This is a genomic window from Variovorax terrae (assembly GCF_022809125.1).
GTDB lineage: Bacteria > Pseudomonadota > Gammaproteobacteria > Burkholderiales > Burkholderiaceae_C > Variovorax_A > Variovorax_A terrae.
In genome coordinates this window covers 462,527-478,709 of sequence record NZ_JALGBI010000001.1, presented here as the reverse complement: position 1 = coordinate 478,709, position 16,183 = coordinate 462,527, and the positions used below count along the sequence as shown (strand labels likewise).

Sequence of the window (16,183 nt, the reverse complement as noted above, 5' to 3'; positions counted from 1 at the left end):
GCCTGGCTCGGCCACCGGCAGCGCCAGAGCCTGCTCATGGCGCTGTTGGCGCTGGTTACCTCGGTGGAGTTTCTCGAAAGCATCATGTTCGTGTTCGCGTCGCGCCACATCATGGGCGGCGTCGATGCCGATCCGCGCAGCTTCGCGCTGGCGCAGGCTGCCTATGCCGTGGGCAGCATGCTGATGATCCTCAAGCAGCAGTGGCTGGCGCGCCGCTTCGGCTACCGGCGCTACCTCACGGCCGCGCTCGGCCTGTTCATGGCCGGCACCCTGCTGGCCGCCACCAGCGATTCGCTGGCGCAGCTGCTGGCCGCGCGCTTCGTGCAGGGCGTCAGCGCCGGCGCCTTCTTCACCAGCTGCCGCATCCTGGTGCCCCTCATGTTCACGCCCGCGGAGCGGCCGCGGGCGATGAAGTGGTTCATGATCGGCATCTTCATCGCCGGCGCGCTGGGCCCGGTCGCGGCGGCCTGGCTGATCGACCACGGCAGCTGGCGCGACGTGTTCTATGGCGTGCTGCCGCTGGCCGCGCTCGGCCTGCTGGGCTGCTGGCTGCTGCTGCCCGACGCCGAGCCCTCGCGCGAGGACACCGGCTGGTCGCTGGCGCCGCTGCTGGTGTTCGGGGCCGCGGCGGTGGCGCTGCAATGGGGTTTCAGCGAGGCGCGCTTCGACATCTTTTCGCACCCGGCCCATGTGCTGGCGCTGGCCCTGCTCGGCGCCGGGCTGCTCGCGGCCTTCCTGCGGCACCAGCACCGCCACCCCACGCCGCTGCTGCAGCTGCGCGCGCTCGGCAACCCGGTCTACCTCACCGGGCTGGCGTTCTACTTTCTCTATTACCTGGTGTCCACGCTCAACGGCTATGTCTTCCCGGTGTTTGCCGGACAGGCCCTGGGCCTGCCGCTGGACGTAACCGGATGGCTCAACAGCCTGGCCGGGCTCGTGAGCCTGGGCGCCGCGCTGATCTACATGCGCTTCGGCGCCAGGACGCCGCGCAAAAAGCCGCTGATCCTCGCCGGCCTGGCCTTGATGGCCGCCGCCGCGCTCTGGCTGTCGCGGCTGCCTCCCGCAGCGGGGCTTGGGACACTGCTGCCCGGCCTGATCGGCAAGGGCCTGTTCGGCGTGCTGGTGGTGATCCCGATCGCGGGGCTGACTTTCCGCGAGCTGCGCGCGGAGGACTTCCCGCATGGCTACCAGAGCAAGAACCTGCTGCGCCAGGTGGCGCAGTCCTTTGCCTCGGCCTTCGGCGCCGTGATGCTGGAGAACCGGCAGTTCGTGGTGCATGGCGCGCTCAGCGACGCGCTCGGCCGGCACCCGGCCCAGGCGGCGTCATGGATGGATTCGGTGAAGGGCGCGTTCGCCGCATCCGGCCTGGACCCGGCGCAGGCCAGCCAGGCCGCCTCGGCCCAGTTGGCCGGCCTGCTCGACCAGCAGGCCCTGCTGATCGCGAGCGAGGACCTGTACCGGCTGATCGCCGTGCTTGCGCTGCTGATGGGCGTGGCCCTGCTTGTGCAGCGCCGCCTCCGTTAATCGAATCGCAAAGGCGCAGGCGCCGTCAGGTCGGACGGCAGTTCCACCGAACGCCCGATGAACTGCGAGTCGAGCCCGGGCAGCGAGCTCCGGGTGTCGGGCGGCACGCTGAGGGTGTTGCCGTCGCGCCGCAGGGCCTCTTCGTCCGCCGCGCTGGTGCGGGTGGAGGTGATCGAGCCGGCAAAGTAAAGGCTGGCCAGGTCGCGCGCCAGTTGCACCGGCGCCAGGGCGGTGCGCTGCTGCAGCACCTCGAAGCTGCCGGGGGCGAGCGACAGTTCGCGCAGCAGCAGCAATTGCGAATCCTTGAGCCAGCGCAGGGGCACGCGCGGCGAGCGGCGAAAGTAGATCGGCCCGCTGCGGTAGCGCTGCGGCAGCACATCCCGCTCGGTGCGCTGGGCGTAGGTCCACATCAGCTGCGCCAGGCTGATGCGCACGAAGCGCTCGGGGATGTCGTTGGCCGCCGGAGGGCGCTTGTCCCAGTGGGCCTGCTCGAAGTCGATCGGGCGCACGGTCGGCGCGATGCCAACCTGCCACTCGTGCAGGTCGACCACGGCCAACATGCTGCCGCGGTAGCTGACGTGGTAGACGGCGGGCCTGAGGTTGTCCTCGCGCGCCAGGATTTCGGCGCCCAGCGCGAACTGCGCCCGCAGCGGCCTCAGCCAGCCCTCGAACTGCTGCAGCACCGTGCGCACGCTGGGCTCGGACGCCGGATCGAACGTGTACTTGGGCTCGAAGCCCCGGGGAGCCAGCGGCGTCGAGAAGGCGATCGGCCGGTCGATCTCGTCCAGGTTGAGCTGGATCGATGCATCGGCCGCATCGTGCTCGACGGGAATCTTCAGGGTGCTGCCGTTGAGCAGCCGCACGCCGCGGCCCTCCACCCACCAGGCATCCGCCTCGGAAAACTTGGCGCGGCGCCACGCCGGCCATCCCGCCGGCTGGCTGGCCAACAGGGCCGCGAGCTGCGTTTGCCGTTCCGGCGCAAAGCCGGCCATCCCCAGCCAAAGAACAGGTTGCTCCACAGAATATGACGCGTATGAATGACTGGTACTAGATACGGCCCGGGCACCCTTTTGGATGCACCGTTTTGACTATACCGCCGCCGCGACATGCCTGTAAACGCCTGCGTCCCCCATAAACGGGGGAGAAGATCAGCCGCGCCGCGCCTTGACGGCCTCCGACAGCATCGACAGCACCTGCTGGGAGTGATCCCAGCCCAGGCAGGCGTCGGTGATGCTCTTGCCGTATTCCAGCGCATTGACATCGTCCTTGCCGGGCGTGAACTTCTGGGCCCCGGCATTCAGGTGGCTCTCCACCATCAGGCCGAAGACGTGGCGGGAGCCGCCCGCCACCTGGGCGGCGATGTCGCGCGCCACATCGACCTGCCGCTCGTGCTGCTTGGAGCTGTTGGCGTGGCTGCAGTCCACCATCAGCGTGGGCGGCAGCTTGGCCGCCTCCAGGTCCTTGCAGGCCGCGGCGACGCTGGCCGCGTCGTAGTTCGGGGCCTTGCCGCCGCGCAGGATCACGTGGCAGTCCTTGTTGCCATGGGTCTGCACGATGGCGACCTGGCCGTTCTTGTGCACCGACAGGAAATGGTGGCCGCGCGCCGCCGCCTGGATGGCGTCGGTGGCGATGCGGATGTTGCCATCGGTGCCGTTCTTGAAGCCGATCGGCGCCGAGATGCCGGAGGCCAGTTCGCGGTGCACCTGGCTCTCGGTGGTGCGCGCGCCGATCGCGCCCCAGGAGATCAGGTCGCCGATGTACTGGGGCGAGATCACGTCGAGGAACTCGCTGCCCGCGGGCAGGCCCAGGCGGTTGATCTCGATCAGCAACTGGCGCGCGATGCGCAGGCCTTCGTCGATGCGGAAGCTCTCGTCCAGGTAGGGGTCGTTGATCAGGCCCTTCCAGCCGACCGTGGTGCGCGGCTTCTCGAAATAGACGCGCATCACGATTTCCAGCGTGTCCGCGTACTTGTCGCGCAGCACCTTGAGGTGGCGCGCGTAGTCCAGCGCGGCGGCCGGATCATGGATCGAGCACGGCCCGATCACGACCAGCAGGCGGTCGTCCTTGCCGGCCATGATGTTGTGGATGTTCCTGCGGGTGCCCGTGATCAGCGATTCGGCGGCCGTGCCGCGGATCGGGAAGAAGCGGATCAGATGTTCTGGAGGTGGCAACACGGTGATGTCCTTGATGCGTTCGTCGTCGGTCTGGCTGGTTTTTTCGACGCTCGCATACCAGGCATCGGAGCCAGGTTGGGTGGCCTTCGCATTCATGGGGTCGCTCCTTGTTTCGCTGGGTTCAAAAAGAAAATGGGCATAAAAAAACCGCCGGGGTGGCCGGCGGTTTGGGGGAGATTCGGTGCGTTTTTTACGGGTACGCTCAGATCTCTCTACCGCCGGTGGCGCTTGAGAACCAAAAGTAGCCGAAATAAAAACGGGCTGGATGCATGGGAAAGAATGTATCACAACCGGCGAAGGCGGCGAAATCCGGGCGGGTTGCAAACCCTGCGCGCGCCTATCCGCGCAGCCGGCTCCACCAGTTGCGGGCCCGTTCCGCGCGCGGATCCTCGAGGGTGCCGAGCGCCGATTCCTGCTGCTCGCGCCCGCGCCACTGGTCATAGATATCGATCAGCAGCATGCCCTCGCCGAGGGTGCGCCAGGCGATCAGCTCGAAATCCTCGAACCCGGCCGCCGGCTCGCGCCGCCCGTCCTTGTCCAGCAGCCACTGGCCGATCAGCACCCGGAAGTTGTTGAGCGCCGCGAGATAGGAGGCGTACTCGTACAGGCCGCGCCAGGCCGTGTTCAGTCCGATCACCAGGGCCCGGTGCTCGCGCAGGATGGTCAGCAGGTCCATCAGCAAAGGGGCCACGGCGGCCCGGTCATGCCCCTGCTTGAGCGCCGCCACGATGGCCTCGATGTGCGAGGCCAGCAGGCCCATGCTGTCACCCAGCTGCAGCGTCTCTTCGTCGGCCACGGCCGAGCGCAGGAAATGGCTCAGCTCGCTGAAACTCTGGGCGTGGGGCAGCTGGGTGGAAGGGTCGATGCTCAGTCGCGAGGGTGTCATGGCCTGCATTGTGCGGGGACAGCGTGGCTCTGCCAAGCGGCGGCGCATCCGGCGCGGACGAGGCAGCCCATGCGACGCCGGGGCCTGGCTCAGGCGGTGCCGCCGACGGTCAGGCCGTCGATGCGCAGCGTCGGCTGGCCCACGCCCACCGGCACGCTCTGGCCTTCCTTGCCGCAGGTGCCCACACCGGGGTCGAGCGCCATGTCGTTGCCGATCATGCTCACGCGCGTGAGCGCGTCGGGCCCGTTGCCCACGATGGTGGCGCCCTTGACCGGGTACTGGATCTTGCCGTTCTCGACCCAGAAGGCCTCGCTCGCGGAGAACACGAACTTGCCGGAGGTGATGTCGACCTGGCCGCCGCCGAAGTTGGTGGCGTACAGGCCCTTCTTGATGCTGGCCACAATTTCTTCGGGCACCCGCGAGCCGCCCAGCATGTAGGTGTTGGTCATGCGCGGCATCGGGATGTGGGCGTAGCTCTCGCGCCGGCCGTTGCCGGTGGGCCGAACCTTCATCAGGCGCGCATTCATCGCGTCCTGGATGTAGCCTTTGAGGATGCCGTCCTCGATCAGCACGTTGCGCTGGCTGGCGTTGCCCTCGTCATCGACGTTGAGCGAGCCGCGGCGGTCGGCGATGGTGCCGTCGTCCAGCACGGTGACGCCCTTGGCCGCCACGCGCTGGCCGATGCGGCCGCTGAAGGCGCTCGAGCCCTTGCGGTTGAAGTCGCCTTCCAGCCCGTGGCCGATGGCTTCGTGCAGCAGGATGCCGGGCCAGCCGGGGCCAAGCACCACGGTCATCTCGCCGGCCGGGGCCGGGCGCGATTCGAGGTTGGTCAGCGCGGCATTGACTGCGTCGTTCACATACGAAGCGATGTGCTCGTCATCGAAATAGGCCAGGCCGAAGCGCCCGCCGCCGCCGCCCGAGCCCATTTCGCGGCGGCCGTTCTGTTCGGCAATCACGGTCACACTCAGGCGCACCAGCGGGCGCACATCGGCCGCCAGCGTGCCGTCGGCGCGCGCCACCATCACCACGTCGTATTCGCTGGCCAAGCCCGCCATCACCTGCGCCACGCGCGGGTCCCGGGCGCGGGCCAGTTGTTCGACCTTTTCGAGCAGGTGCACCTTGGCCGTGCTGTCCAGCGTGGCGATCGGGTCCAGCCCCTGGTACAGCGAGCGGCTCGAAGCGACCTTCCTGGGCGCCACTTTGGCCCGGCCTCCCCGGGCCGCAGCCGAAATGGAGCGCACGGTGCGAGCCGCATCCAGCAGCGAGGCTTCGGAGATGTCGTCGGAATAGGCGAAGGCGGTCTTTTCGCCGCTGACCGCGCGCACGCCCACGCCCTGGTCGATGCTGAACGAGCCGGTCTTGACGATGCCCTCCTCCAGGCTCCAGCCTTCGCTGCGCGTGTACTGGAAATACAGGTCGGCGTCGTCCACCTTGTGCGCGGTGATCTCGGCCAGCGCGCGGCTCAGGTGCGATTCGTTGAGGCCAAAGGGTTCGAGCAGCAGGCGCTGGGCCGTGGCCAGGCGCTCAAGGGTGGGTTCGCGGGAGATCATGGGCCCATTTTAGGCCGAGCCCCATCCCCCGCGCGGCGGCAAGGTTGCACCGGCCCGCCCGCAGCGGCGGCAGCGATGCTTCAGGTCTTGCGCAGCAGCTTGAAGATCGCCGCGTCGTCCTCGCCGGCCAGGCCGGCCTCGCGGGCCTGCGCAAACACGGCGCTCACGCGCGCGCCCAGCGGCCCGTCGAACCCGGCGGCACGGGCGGCCTGTACCGCCAGCCGCGTGTCTTTTTCCAGCAGCGTCACATGGGCGCGCGGCGCGTAGTCGCCCGCGACGGCGCGGCGCATGCGGTCCGAGCCGATCCAGCTCTGGCCGCTGGACTGCTCGATCACGTCCAGGGTGGCGCCAGGATCAAGCCCCATGCGCTCCGCCAGCGCCAGCACCTCGGCCGCCCCCACGAGGTTGATGCCCGCCAGCAGGTTGTTGACCAGCTTGGTGCGCGCGCCGTCGCCCGGCCGCCGGCTGATGCGGAAGACGCGGCTGGACAGTGTCTCGATCAAACCGCGGTGCGCCTCGAACGCCGCGTCGGCGCAGGCCACCATGAGGCTCATGCTGCCGTCGCGCGCCCGGACCGGCCCGCCCGACAGGGGCGCGTCGATGGCGTGCACGCCCAGCGCTGCCAGCCGGCGGGCGAAGTCCTCGGTGTCCTGCGGCGCGATGGTGGGGCACAGCAGCACGGCTTGGCCGGGCCGCAGCGCACCGGCCGCGCCGTCGGGGCCGAACAGCACGGCTTCGGTCTGGGCCGCGTCCACCACGCAGACGATGATTGCTGTCGAATCCATAGCAATCAATGACCCACTGGCGCGGACCTCGGCGCCCTGGGAGGTCAATTCCGCGGTGCGGACCGGATCCAGGTCGCACACCCGCACCGGCCAGCCCCGGGCCAGCAGGTTGGCCGCCATGCCGGCGCCCATGTTGCCGACGCCGATGACACCGACCGGGTAAGGCGCCGCCATCGCCGTCACGATTGCACCAGCCGCTTGGACTTGGAGATCGCCATCAGGATGCCCAGGCCCATGCCGAGCGTGACCATGGCCGTGCCGCCGTAGCTGATGAAAGGCAGCGGCACGCCCACCACGGGCAGGATGCCGCTGACCATGCCCATGTTGACGAAGGCGTAGGTGAAGAAGATCAGCGTCACGGCGCCCGCCAGCAGGCGCGAGAACAGCGTGGGCGCCTCCAGCGCGATCGCCAGCCCGCGCAGGATCAGGAACACGAAGCCGGCGATCAGGAACAGGTTGCCGAGCAGGCCGAATTCCTCGGAATAGGCGGCGAAGATGAAATCGGTGGTGCGCTCGGGAACGAACTCCAGGTGCGTCTGCGTGCCCTGCATGAAGCCCTTGCCGAAGACCCCGCCCGAGCCGATGGCGATCACGCCCTGGATGGTGTGGAAGCCCTTGCCCAGCGGGTCGCGGCTCGGGTCCAGCAGGGTGCAGATGCGCTGCTGCTGGTAGTCGTGCAGCACCGGCCAGCGCACGCCGTCGGCGCACAGGCTGGGCTCGAAGATCACGATCAGGATCACGCCGACGAGACCGATCAGCGCCGGCGGCAGGATCAGCTTCCAGGACAGGCCCGCGAAGAAGATCACCGACAGCCCGGCCGACAGCACCAGGAGCGCGGTCCCCAGGTCGGGCTGCCTCATGATCAGGCCCACCGGCACGCCCAGCAGCACAGCGGCCACCAGGAAATCGAGCGGCCGCAACTGGCCTTCGCGCTTCTGGAACCACCAGGCCAGCATCAGCGGCATGGCGATCTTGAGGATTTCGCTGGGCTGGATCACCACGCCGAGGTTGATCCAGCGCCGGGCGCCCTTCTTGGTGATGCCGAAGACCGCCACCGCGATCAGCAGCACCACGCCCGCCGTGTACAGAGGCACGGCGAACGTCATCAGCCGCTGCGGCGGGATCTGCGCCATCACGAACATGATGGCGCCGGCAATCAGCATGTTGCGGCCATGGTCGATGAAGCGCGTGCCGTGGTCGTAGCCGGACGAATACATGGTCAGCAGGCCGGCGCAGACCAGCAGGAACACGGCAAAGGCCAGCGGGCCGTCAAAGCCCCGGAACATCGGGGCGGCACGCTGCCAGTAGGAGGGTTTTTCGAATACGGCGGCCATGGGGGTGGATTATCCCGCGCGGACCTGTCGCGCCTCGCCCACACCGGCCATCTCACCCCATATTTTGGGGATGCGATTTGAAACAGTTGGTGTTACGTTTGACACGCCCCATTGAAACACGAGGAGGAGGCACCCCATGGAAATGAACATCCCCCGGCTTCGCCGGATCGGCGCAGCGCTGTCCAGCGTCGCCCTGCTCAGCCTGGCCGCCTGTGGCGGCGGCGGTGGCGGCACATCGCCCGCCCCGTCCGCCACTGCCAGCGTCCCCATCACCGTGGTCGACGGCCCGATCAAGAATGCATTGGTCTGTCTCGACAAGAACAAGAACGGCGCCTGCGACAGCGGCGAGCCCTCGGGCCGCACCGACGGCAGCGGCAACGTCACCCTGCAGGTCCCGGCCGAAGATGCCGGCAAGTACCCCATCCTGGCCGTGGTCGGCACCGATGCGGTGGACACTGACACCGGCGCGGTGCCCATCCCCTTCGTCCTGAAGGCCCCTGCCGACAAGCCCGGCGTGGTCAGCCCGCTGACCACCCTGGTCCAGGCCCTGGTCGAGAGCACGGGCGCCAGCTCCGCGTCGGCCGCCGCGTCACTCCAGTCCACGCTGGGCCTCAACGTCTCGCTGTTCGAGGACTTCACCAAGAGCAGCAGCGCCGACGGCAAGACCGCCGGCACCGTCGCCCGCATGGTGGTGGTCACGACCCAGCAGCAGTCCAAGGCGCTGGCCAGCGCCGTCGGCACCAAGAACCCGATCGACGGCAGCACCATCAACCAGAAGGACCTGGACAAGGCCATCCAGCAGAAGCTGCTGCAAATCCTGTCCGATCTCGTGACCAAGCTGGCCGACCCCAGTGTGAAGGCCGCGCAGAACCCCGCTGATCTCTCCGCAGCCTTGACGACCCTGGCCCAGGCCCTGGTGAACGATGCCACCACCGGCCTCACCACCACGACCGTGGCCACGATCGTGGCCATCAACAACCAGACCGCCTCCGGCTCGGGCAGCACCAGTGAAGCGCCAGCGGCCAGCGGCCAGCGTGCAGCTCAACTCGATGAACTTCTACGACAGCTCGAACTGGAACTGGCGCGTGCTGGCTTCCACGGCCGCCCAGAACACGCCGGACAGCAACAACCGCACCCGCTACGTGGACCGCCGCAGCAGCAACAACATGGGCGCTGTGGCCAACTGGGGCTTCGGCGGCCAGCCCAACCGCCAATCCGACCTGCACTGGAATGGCACGTCCTGGATCAACTGCCCGATCAACTACGAGAACCTCAGCACGGTACGCGACGCCGCCGGCAACAGCAACTACGACATCTGCGACAAGTTCGAGATCGGTTCGTCCAACCGCGCCAGCTTCGACATCGGCGGCCGCACCATGCTGGAGGTGCTGCAGCAGATCCGCGACGGCGGCTTCACGAACCTGTACGTCGCCAATGCCGACTCGCTGCTGGGCTCCACCGCATTCCCCACGGGCGCCAAGCTGTACTACAACACGACCTCGGCGCTGAACACGGCCCTGGCGTACTACCCCGGCGTGGGCAGCGTGATGCGCAACGCCAGCGCCGCCGTGGCCGCGGGCAAGACCAGCGCCAGCGACAATACGTCTGCTTGCGCCTCGATCACGCAATCCACGCCACAGGGCGGCTACACCACGCCGGCCACCACGCTGGAGAGCATGATCGCAGCCAATCAGGGCACGCCCTGTGTCTATAGCCCCGGCTCGACGGTGATCACCACGCCCAGCGGCACCGCCACGGTGCCCAGCGGAGCGCGCAACGATGCGTGGAGCTACAGCTCCGTCTCCATCGGCGTGCTGGGCAACGCCCTCACCGGCGGCTACCAGACCTCGTACTACACGACCAACACCCACCTGCGCGCAGCGTTCGGTGCCGGCAATGTGGTGAAGTACTACAGCTGCCAGCAGCGCTCCACCGACGGCTCGCCGCGCAACTGCGACCCGATCGGCACCGGCACCTACACGATCAGCACGATGGGCGACGGCCGCGCCATGACCCTGAGCACCCCCCCGGCGCTCACCGGCGGCCTGAACTACCAGCGCATCTTCGTGGAGCGCGGCGGCAAGGTCTACGCGGGCTACCAGAACAAGCCCGTGGTCAACCGTTCGGCGCGCTTCAACATGCAGGCCAGCAACGCCCTGCTCACCAAGCTGGGGCTGCCCGCCGTCGACCCGGCCACGCCGATCAGCCTGACCCCGGCTTCCTACGCCGGTGACTGGATCATCAACGACAGCAGCGACAGCGGCGGCCTGCAGGTCACCACCGGCACGACCCTGCGCCTGAATCCCAGCTTCGTGTCCGGCAACGCCTCCACCACCGCGTGCATCGACAACAGCATCAATGCCTACGAGAGCTGCACCATCACCGTGAACGGTGCCACCGGCGCGTTCACGCTGACCGATGCGTCGGGCAGCGGCAGCGGCACGCTCAACTTCCTGAGCGGCGCCGTCAGCGGCACGTACACGCCCACGGGCGGCTCTGCCATGACCTTCACGGGAATGCGGCGCTGACCGGCTGACCGGTTACCTGGGCCAGGGCTGGCACCCTGGCCCGACCCCGCCCTCCACCCCGCTTCGGCGGGGTTTTCTTTTGGGCGGCCATCAGGCGGTTTGCTATCAATTCAATAGCATACAATGACCGCTGAACCAGGACATCAGGCCGATCTGGCTTGAAAACCGGCCTCTCTCACCCCGGCAGCCGGATCTCCACCTCGGTGCCGCCCCCCGCGCTGCGGATGACCAGCGCCGCCCCGATGGCCTGCGCCCGCTCGCGCAGCGACAGCAGCCCCTTGCGCGGCGGCCGCGTGGTGTCGAAGCCCCGCCCGTTGTCGATGAGGCGCAGGTGCACCTGCGCACCCGCCACGCGGGCCTCGATGCGCAGCACGCTGGCCTGCGCATGCTGCAGTACGTTGGACAGCGCCTCGAACACCATGAACTGGAGCTGGCGCATGGCGCCGGCATCGAGCCCCTGCAACGGGTCGAGCAGGTCCACGTCCCATTGCAGCTCGATGTCGGAGGCGGCAAAGCGCGGCTCCAGCCGGTAGCGCAGGTTGGCCAGCAGCGCCGTCACGTCGCCCGCCGGCAGGTTCATCGCGTCGATCGACAGCTTGAGCTGGTCCAGCGAGTCGCGCAGGGTCAGCAGCACCGCCTCGTTGCTGGCCCGGCCCGACTGCAGCTGCCGGATCGCCGCACTGATGTGCGAGCCCACGCCGTCGTGCATGTCGCGCAGGATGCGCGAGCGCTCGCTGGCGCGCTCCTGCTCGCGCGCGAGCTGCTCCACGCGCTGGTAGGTCTGCGCCAGCTCGGCCTCCTTCTGCGCCACGCGCGCCGCCAGATTGGCCATCAGGTCGCGCACCTGGACGCTGGCGGCGCGAAAGCGGGTGATCGCGATATAGCCCAGCATCAGGCCGAACAGCATCGACGAGTAGCGCAGCCAGGAATTGTCGCCAAAGGAGTCACTCATGCGGAACACCACCAGATCGCGCAGGCCCGTGAGCACGTTGGCCAGCAGGGCCAGCGCCACCAGCACATGCGCGCGGCGGGCGCCGGGGCGCACCGCCCGCGCCATGTAGACCAGCGCGAAGGGAATGCACCAGGCGCTCGCCACGGCGTAGTAGGTGGTCAGCAGCAGGGGCTGGTGCCCATACTGGGCCGCCACGCCGATGACCGTGCCGGCCAGGAAGAACAGCAGCAGCCCGCCCTTCCACCAGCCCAGGCGCGAGCGATCGTCCCAGCCCGCCACCTTCACGCAGAACAGCGCCATGCTGCACAGCCAGCAGGCGGCGCACGCGGTCATCAGCGGCCCCCAGCCGAGCCAGGACATCGGCGGGTTCTCGATCAGCTTGTCGCCGATGCGCAGGGCCCAGGCCAGCTCGGCCAGCCCGGCGTAGAGATAGAGGCTGTCGCGCTTGCGCCAGCCGCGCTGGGCCGGGTCCGACTGGGTCAGCCACAGCATCAGCGCCACGATGCCCACGAGCAGGCTCAGGACCACCACCGCCAGCGAGCCCGCCACCTGCCAGCGGTAGTCGGCCACGTAGAGTTCCCGCACGTCCTCATCGGGCCCGACCACCGGGGCCGCCAGGCCGCCGCGCCGGCCGCCATCGGCGCGGATGTTGATGCGGAACAGGTTCTGCTTCTGCAGCAGCTGCGGCGGCACCTCGACATAGCGGGGCGCCTTGCCGTAGTCGGAGCTGTTGAAGCGGGCGAGGTCGCCGTTGCGCTGCAGCAGGGTGCCGTTGAGCCAGATCTCGTAGGCATTGCCCAGGCGCGGGAAATACACGGCATAGGGCACGGCCGGTTCGCCCGGCATCGAGAACGCCACCTCGAAGGTGGCGATGCCCTGCTGCCCGGGGTGGTGCCGGTCCCAGTGATAGGGCAGCGCCACGGTGGTCAGCTCGGTGGTGCCGTCCACCGTGATGGCGGCGCGCGCCTGGCGCAGCTCCTGGATCTCGGCCCGGGCGCCCAGGGCCAGCGCCAGCCACAGGAACAGCAGCCACCCTCCCGCCTTGATTGCCCGGAAATTCATGCGCCGATGGTAAACGCGCGGCGGCTCAGCCCCGCTTCGAACTAACCATGCCGGCGCAGCAGGCCGAGCCGGGTCGCCTCGAACACGGCCTCGTTCTTGGAGTGCACCGCCAGCTTGCCGTAGAGGTTCTTGATGTGGGTCTGCACGGTGTGCACGCTCACGCCCTGCAGCTTCGCAATCTCGAGGTAGGAGAAGCCGCGGGCGATCAGCTCCAGCACCTCCTGCTCGCGCCCGGACAGCAGCGAGCGGCCGTTGGCGGCCAGCGGCGGAGCCTCCGCGGCGGATTGAGTTGCTCCTGTTTTGATAGCATCCGATGACCCGTCCGCCTGGACCTTCGCCCGTTTTGACTGCAGACTCAGGTATTTGGACAGGACCCGCCGCGCGATCATCGGCGAGATCGGCGAAGCGCCGGCCTTCATCTCAAGAATGGTGTGGGCGATGTCGTCGGGCGTGGAGTCCTTGTGGATGTAGCCCAGGGCCCCGGCCTCGATGCTGGCGAGCACGTTGTCCTCGTCGCCGAACATCGAGATCACCAGCGGCTCGCAGGCCGGGTGCAGCTTCGTGGCGTGGCGGATCACGTCCAGCCCGCTGCCATCGGGCAGGCCCAAATCGGTCAGCAGCACGTCGACCGCGTGCGCGGAATCATCCAGCCAGGCGATGGCCTCGGACAGGGTGCCCAGGCTGGCGGCGAGCGTCAGCTCCGGATGGCGCGCCACGCTGGCCGCAAAAAAATCCCGCATCAGCGGGTCGTCCTCAACAATCAGTACGCGCCACACGGGCATCACCTTTTCGCTTCACGCCGCTGGAACCCAGCGGATGCCGCCAGCATAAACGCGCCCGGCACAGGCGGCCAGTTCGGTGCCTCCCATGACTATGGGAGAAATGCGGCCCCTACGCGGCCCTCCGCTGCAAAAGACGCGCAACTCCACGGTTTTGCAGGAGGCCTCGCACTCGATCTCCCCGGCCGGCGCCAGCGGCGCGATGGCAAGGCCTCCCATAGCCATGGGAGCCAAAACCCACCTTGCACACCGCACCCACCCGTTCATGGGATGGTCGCCGCGCCGCAAGGCTCCTAGATTCAAGCGCGGGCCCAGAGCCCCTCCCGTTCGACGAATCTCAGTCCATTTTTTGAAGGTCTCCGATGAAGAAAATACCCCGACTCCAGGCACTGGGCCTGGCACTCGCCGGCGCCGCCGTGCTGACGCTTGCCGGCTGCGGCGGCGGTGGCAGCGGTGGCCTGGCCAACACACCGGTCTCGCCCCCGGTGGCGCCCCCAGCCGCCACCACCCTGTCCGGCACCGCCGCCATCGGCGCGCCCATCGCGGGCAGCGTCGTGGCCATCGACGTGAACGGCAAGGTCTCTCCGCCGGCGGCCACCACCGCCAGCGGGCTCGGCGCCTTCGTGGTCGACGTGAGCGGCATGACGGCGCCCTTCTTCCTGACCATCACCGGCACCGCCGGCGGCCGCCAGGTGGTCCTGAACTCCATCGCCACCGCGGTCGGGCAGACGGTCAACATCACGCCGCTGACCGACCTGATCGTCGCCGCCGCCGCCGGCCAGCCCGCCGGCGGTTCGCTGGCCAGCCTGTGCGCGCCAGTGAACAACGCCACGCCCGCGGGCTGCCTGTCGGCGCTGGCCGCGGCCGCCACCCCGAGCCGGCTGAACGCCGCCGCCGCCAGCATCGCGCAGATGATCAGCCCGTTCAACACCACCGGCACCGATCCGCTGAGGGGCGCCTTCAAGGCCGACGGCACCGGCATGGACGGCATCCTCGACCGCATCCTGGTCTCACCGGCCCTCAATGGCGGCGACATGGCCACCATCACGCTGATCGCCACCAACACCCAGCTCGGCCAGGTCACGCTGCCGTCCACGGCCGGCGGCAGCGCCACCGCGGTCGCCACGGCGCCTTCGGCCAGCGACGTGGCCAAGGCCAATGCCGCCGCCACGGTGCTGCCCGAAGCCCGGGCCTGCCTGGCCGCGCTGAGCGCGCTGTACCCGGCCACCGGCTTCACGGCCCCCACGGCGGCGCAGGTCGGCCCCTTCATCGACGCCAGCTTCAGCCTGGGCGCAGGCGCCGACAAGGCCGCCTTCGTGAGCGAGCTGACGGACACGCAGCAGGGCGCCCAGCCCGGCTTCACGCTCGAAGCGGCCGGCCTGTCACCCTATGACATGAGCCCGCTGACGCCGACCGAAACGGCCGCCCTGGGCTCCAGCACGAACGCGGTGGCCATCGTCAAGGCCCGCACCAGCACCGCCGTCACCCTGAACGGCAGCAACCTCCCCACCAGCGCCTGGATCCAGCTCCACGCCAGCGCCGACGCGGGCCTGCAGAACTGGAAGATCGTCAAGGGCGCGGCCTATGCCGGCTGCCCCGGCGGCTGGAAGCTCGCCGGCAGCGGCCACCTGGACATGCACATGAACGCGCGGATCACGCGCAGCGTGGACGGCTCGGGCAAGGCCGGCTTCAGCCGCCAGTGGGCCTTCCACATCCAGAAATCCGACGTGCAGGCCGCGTCGGCCGACACCGTGGTGGTGCGCGGCCCCGGCCTCAGCGCCTACAGCGGCGACCCGTCGGCCCCCGTGGGCGCCAGCCAGCGCCTGGTGCTGAACCTGCCCAGCGGCCTGAACACCACGATGCAGATCGGCAGCGGCAACACGTTCTACGGCCCGGCCGCGGAAGCCCTTCAGAGCTGCCAGGACCTCGCCGGCACGAGCGCCGCCGCCGGCACGCCCTGCATCGACGAGACCCTGGCCGCGCCCGGCAAGCTGTACAGCTGGGAGCTCCGAAGCGGGGGCAAGGACGGCACCGTGCTGGTCGCGTTCCCGTTCCAGACCAACGCCGTCCCGCTGTCCAAGGCGTTCGCGCAGGCCAATGCCGCCAGCCTGTTCGCGACGTTCACCAGCGTCACGCCCGGCAGCCTCGCGGCGCTGAGCTCGGCCATCTCGGGCACCGCCGTGGGCGCGCCGATCGACGGCGTCATCACCTACCGCTACACCCAGCAGGCCACCTATGGCTCGCACATGGACAACTGCCGCCTCAGCCTGTTCGACGGCTCCAGCACCAACATCCTGACGGCCGAGCAGAACGCGGTGGGACGCGAGACCGCCTGCACCTTCAGCACGGCCGGCCTGAACGAAGGCAGCCTGGCGAAGCCGGCCGGCACGGTCCAGAACGGCTTCGTGAGCCTCACCACGATCGTGCTCGGCAACCAGGCCTCCTCGGGCCGCCCGTACTGACGGCGCCCTGGCCGCACCGCGGCCTCGTGGGGGGCCGGGCGACGGGCGCAGTCCGGCCGGGTTCGCCCGGCCGGACTTTTTTTCATCGCCGGGCCGCCCCAAGATGAAAAGCTGCCCCTCGGGGGCAACGACCCGCGCAGCAACGAA

General features: G+C 68.9%; 12 protein-coding genes. 3 read left to right on the top strand and 9 right to left on the bottom strand.

Annotated features, from left to right (window positions below; translation table 11 throughout):
- The first annotated feature begins 36 nt into the window (after window positions 1-36).
- Window positions 37-1,524 (top strand): MFS transporter, encoded by a 1,488-nt coding sequence (locus tag MMF98_RS02155; RefSeq protein ID WP_243307264.1) that lies wholly within the window; start codon window positions 37-39, stop codon window positions 1,522-1,524.
- Here MMF98_RS02155 and MMF98_RS02150 read toward each other — a convergent pair.
- The 7 genes from MMF98_RS02150 to MMF98_RS02120 form a co-directional block, all read right to left on the bottom strand.
- Window positions 1,521-2,516, bottom strand: coding sequence for a hypothetical protein (locus MMF98_RS02150; RefSeq protein WP_243303866.1), 996 nt, complete (start codon window positions 2,514-2,516; stop codon window positions 1,521-1,523). The two genes, MMF98_RS02155 and MMF98_RS02150, sit on opposite strands and share 4 nt — an antisense overlap.
- A 156-nt stretch (window positions 2,517-2,672) precedes the next feature.
- Entirely contained in the window at window positions 2,673-3,794 is a 1,122-nt protein-coding gene (locus tag MMF98_RS02145; protein WP_243303864.1) for a 3-deoxy-7-phosphoheptulonate synthase, read from the bottom strand.
- 241 nt (window positions 3,795-4,035) lie between these two features.
- The gene (locus MMF98_RS02140) at window positions 4,036-4,584 is read right to left on the bottom strand and encodes a hypothetical protein (RefSeq protein ID WP_243303862.1); all 549 of its coding nucleotides are present in this window, start codon (window positions 4,582-4,584) and stop codon (window positions 4,036-4,038) included.
- A gap of 89 nt (window positions 4,585-4,673) precedes the next feature.
- Entirely contained in the window at window positions 4,674-6,134 is a 1,461-nt protein-coding gene (tldD, locus tag MMF98_RS02135) for a metalloprotease TldD (RefSeq protein WP_243303860.1), read from the bottom strand.
- A gap of 80 nt (window positions 6,135-6,214) precedes the next feature.
- Window positions 6,215-7,093 carry an NAD(P)-dependent oxidoreductase gene (locus MMF98_RS02130; protein WP_243307263.1) on the bottom strand — a complete coding sequence of 293 codons (879 nt, stop codon included), beginning with the start codon at window positions 7,091-7,093 and terminating at the stop codon, window positions 6,215-6,217.
- Window positions 7,094-7,098: 5 nt separating this feature from the next.
- On the bottom strand, window positions 7,099-8,253 hold the full coding sequence (gene rodA / locus MMF98_RS02125; protein ID WP_243303858.1) for a rod shape-determining protein RodA: 1,155 nt from the start codon (window positions 8,251-8,253) through the stop codon (window positions 7,099-7,101).
- 9 nt (window positions 8,254-8,262) lie between these two features.
- Entirely contained in the window at window positions 8,263-9,258 is a 996-nt protein-coding gene (locus tag MMF98_RS02120) for a hypothetical protein (protein WP_243303856.1), read from the bottom strand.
- A gap of 2 nt (window positions 9,259-9,260) precedes the next feature.
- Here MMF98_RS02120 and MMF98_RS02115 point away from each other — a divergent pair, with 2 nt between their 5' ends.
- Window positions 9,261-10,781: a hypothetical protein gene (locus MMF98_RS02115; RefSeq protein ID WP_243303854.1), complete on the top strand. Its 1,521-nt coding sequence runs from the start codon at window positions 9,261-9,263 to the stop codon at window positions 10,779-10,781.
- Window positions 10,782-10,956: 175 nt separating this feature from the next.
- Here MMF98_RS02115 and MMF98_RS02110 read toward each other — a convergent pair whose 3' ends face one another.
- Entirely contained in the window at window positions 10,957-12,795 is a 1,839-nt protein-coding gene (locus MMF98_RS02110) for a sensor histidine kinase (protein WP_243303851.1), read from the bottom strand.
- Between the two features lie 41 nt (window positions 12,796-12,836).
- Entirely contained in the window at window positions 12,837-13,577 is a 741-nt protein-coding gene (locus MMF98_RS02105; RefSeq protein WP_243303850.1) for a response regulator transcription factor, read from the bottom strand.
- Between the two features lie 359 nt (window positions 13,578-13,936).
- Here MMF98_RS02105 and MMF98_RS02100 point away from each other — a divergent pair, with 359 nt between their 5' ends.
- Window positions 13,937-16,036 carry a hypothetical protein gene (locus tag MMF98_RS02100; RefSeq protein WP_243303848.1) on the top strand — a complete coding sequence of 700 codons (2,100 nt, stop codon included), beginning with the start codon at window positions 13,937-13,939 and terminating at the stop codon, window positions 16,034-16,036.
- Window positions 16,037-16,183: the final 147 nt, after the last annotated feature.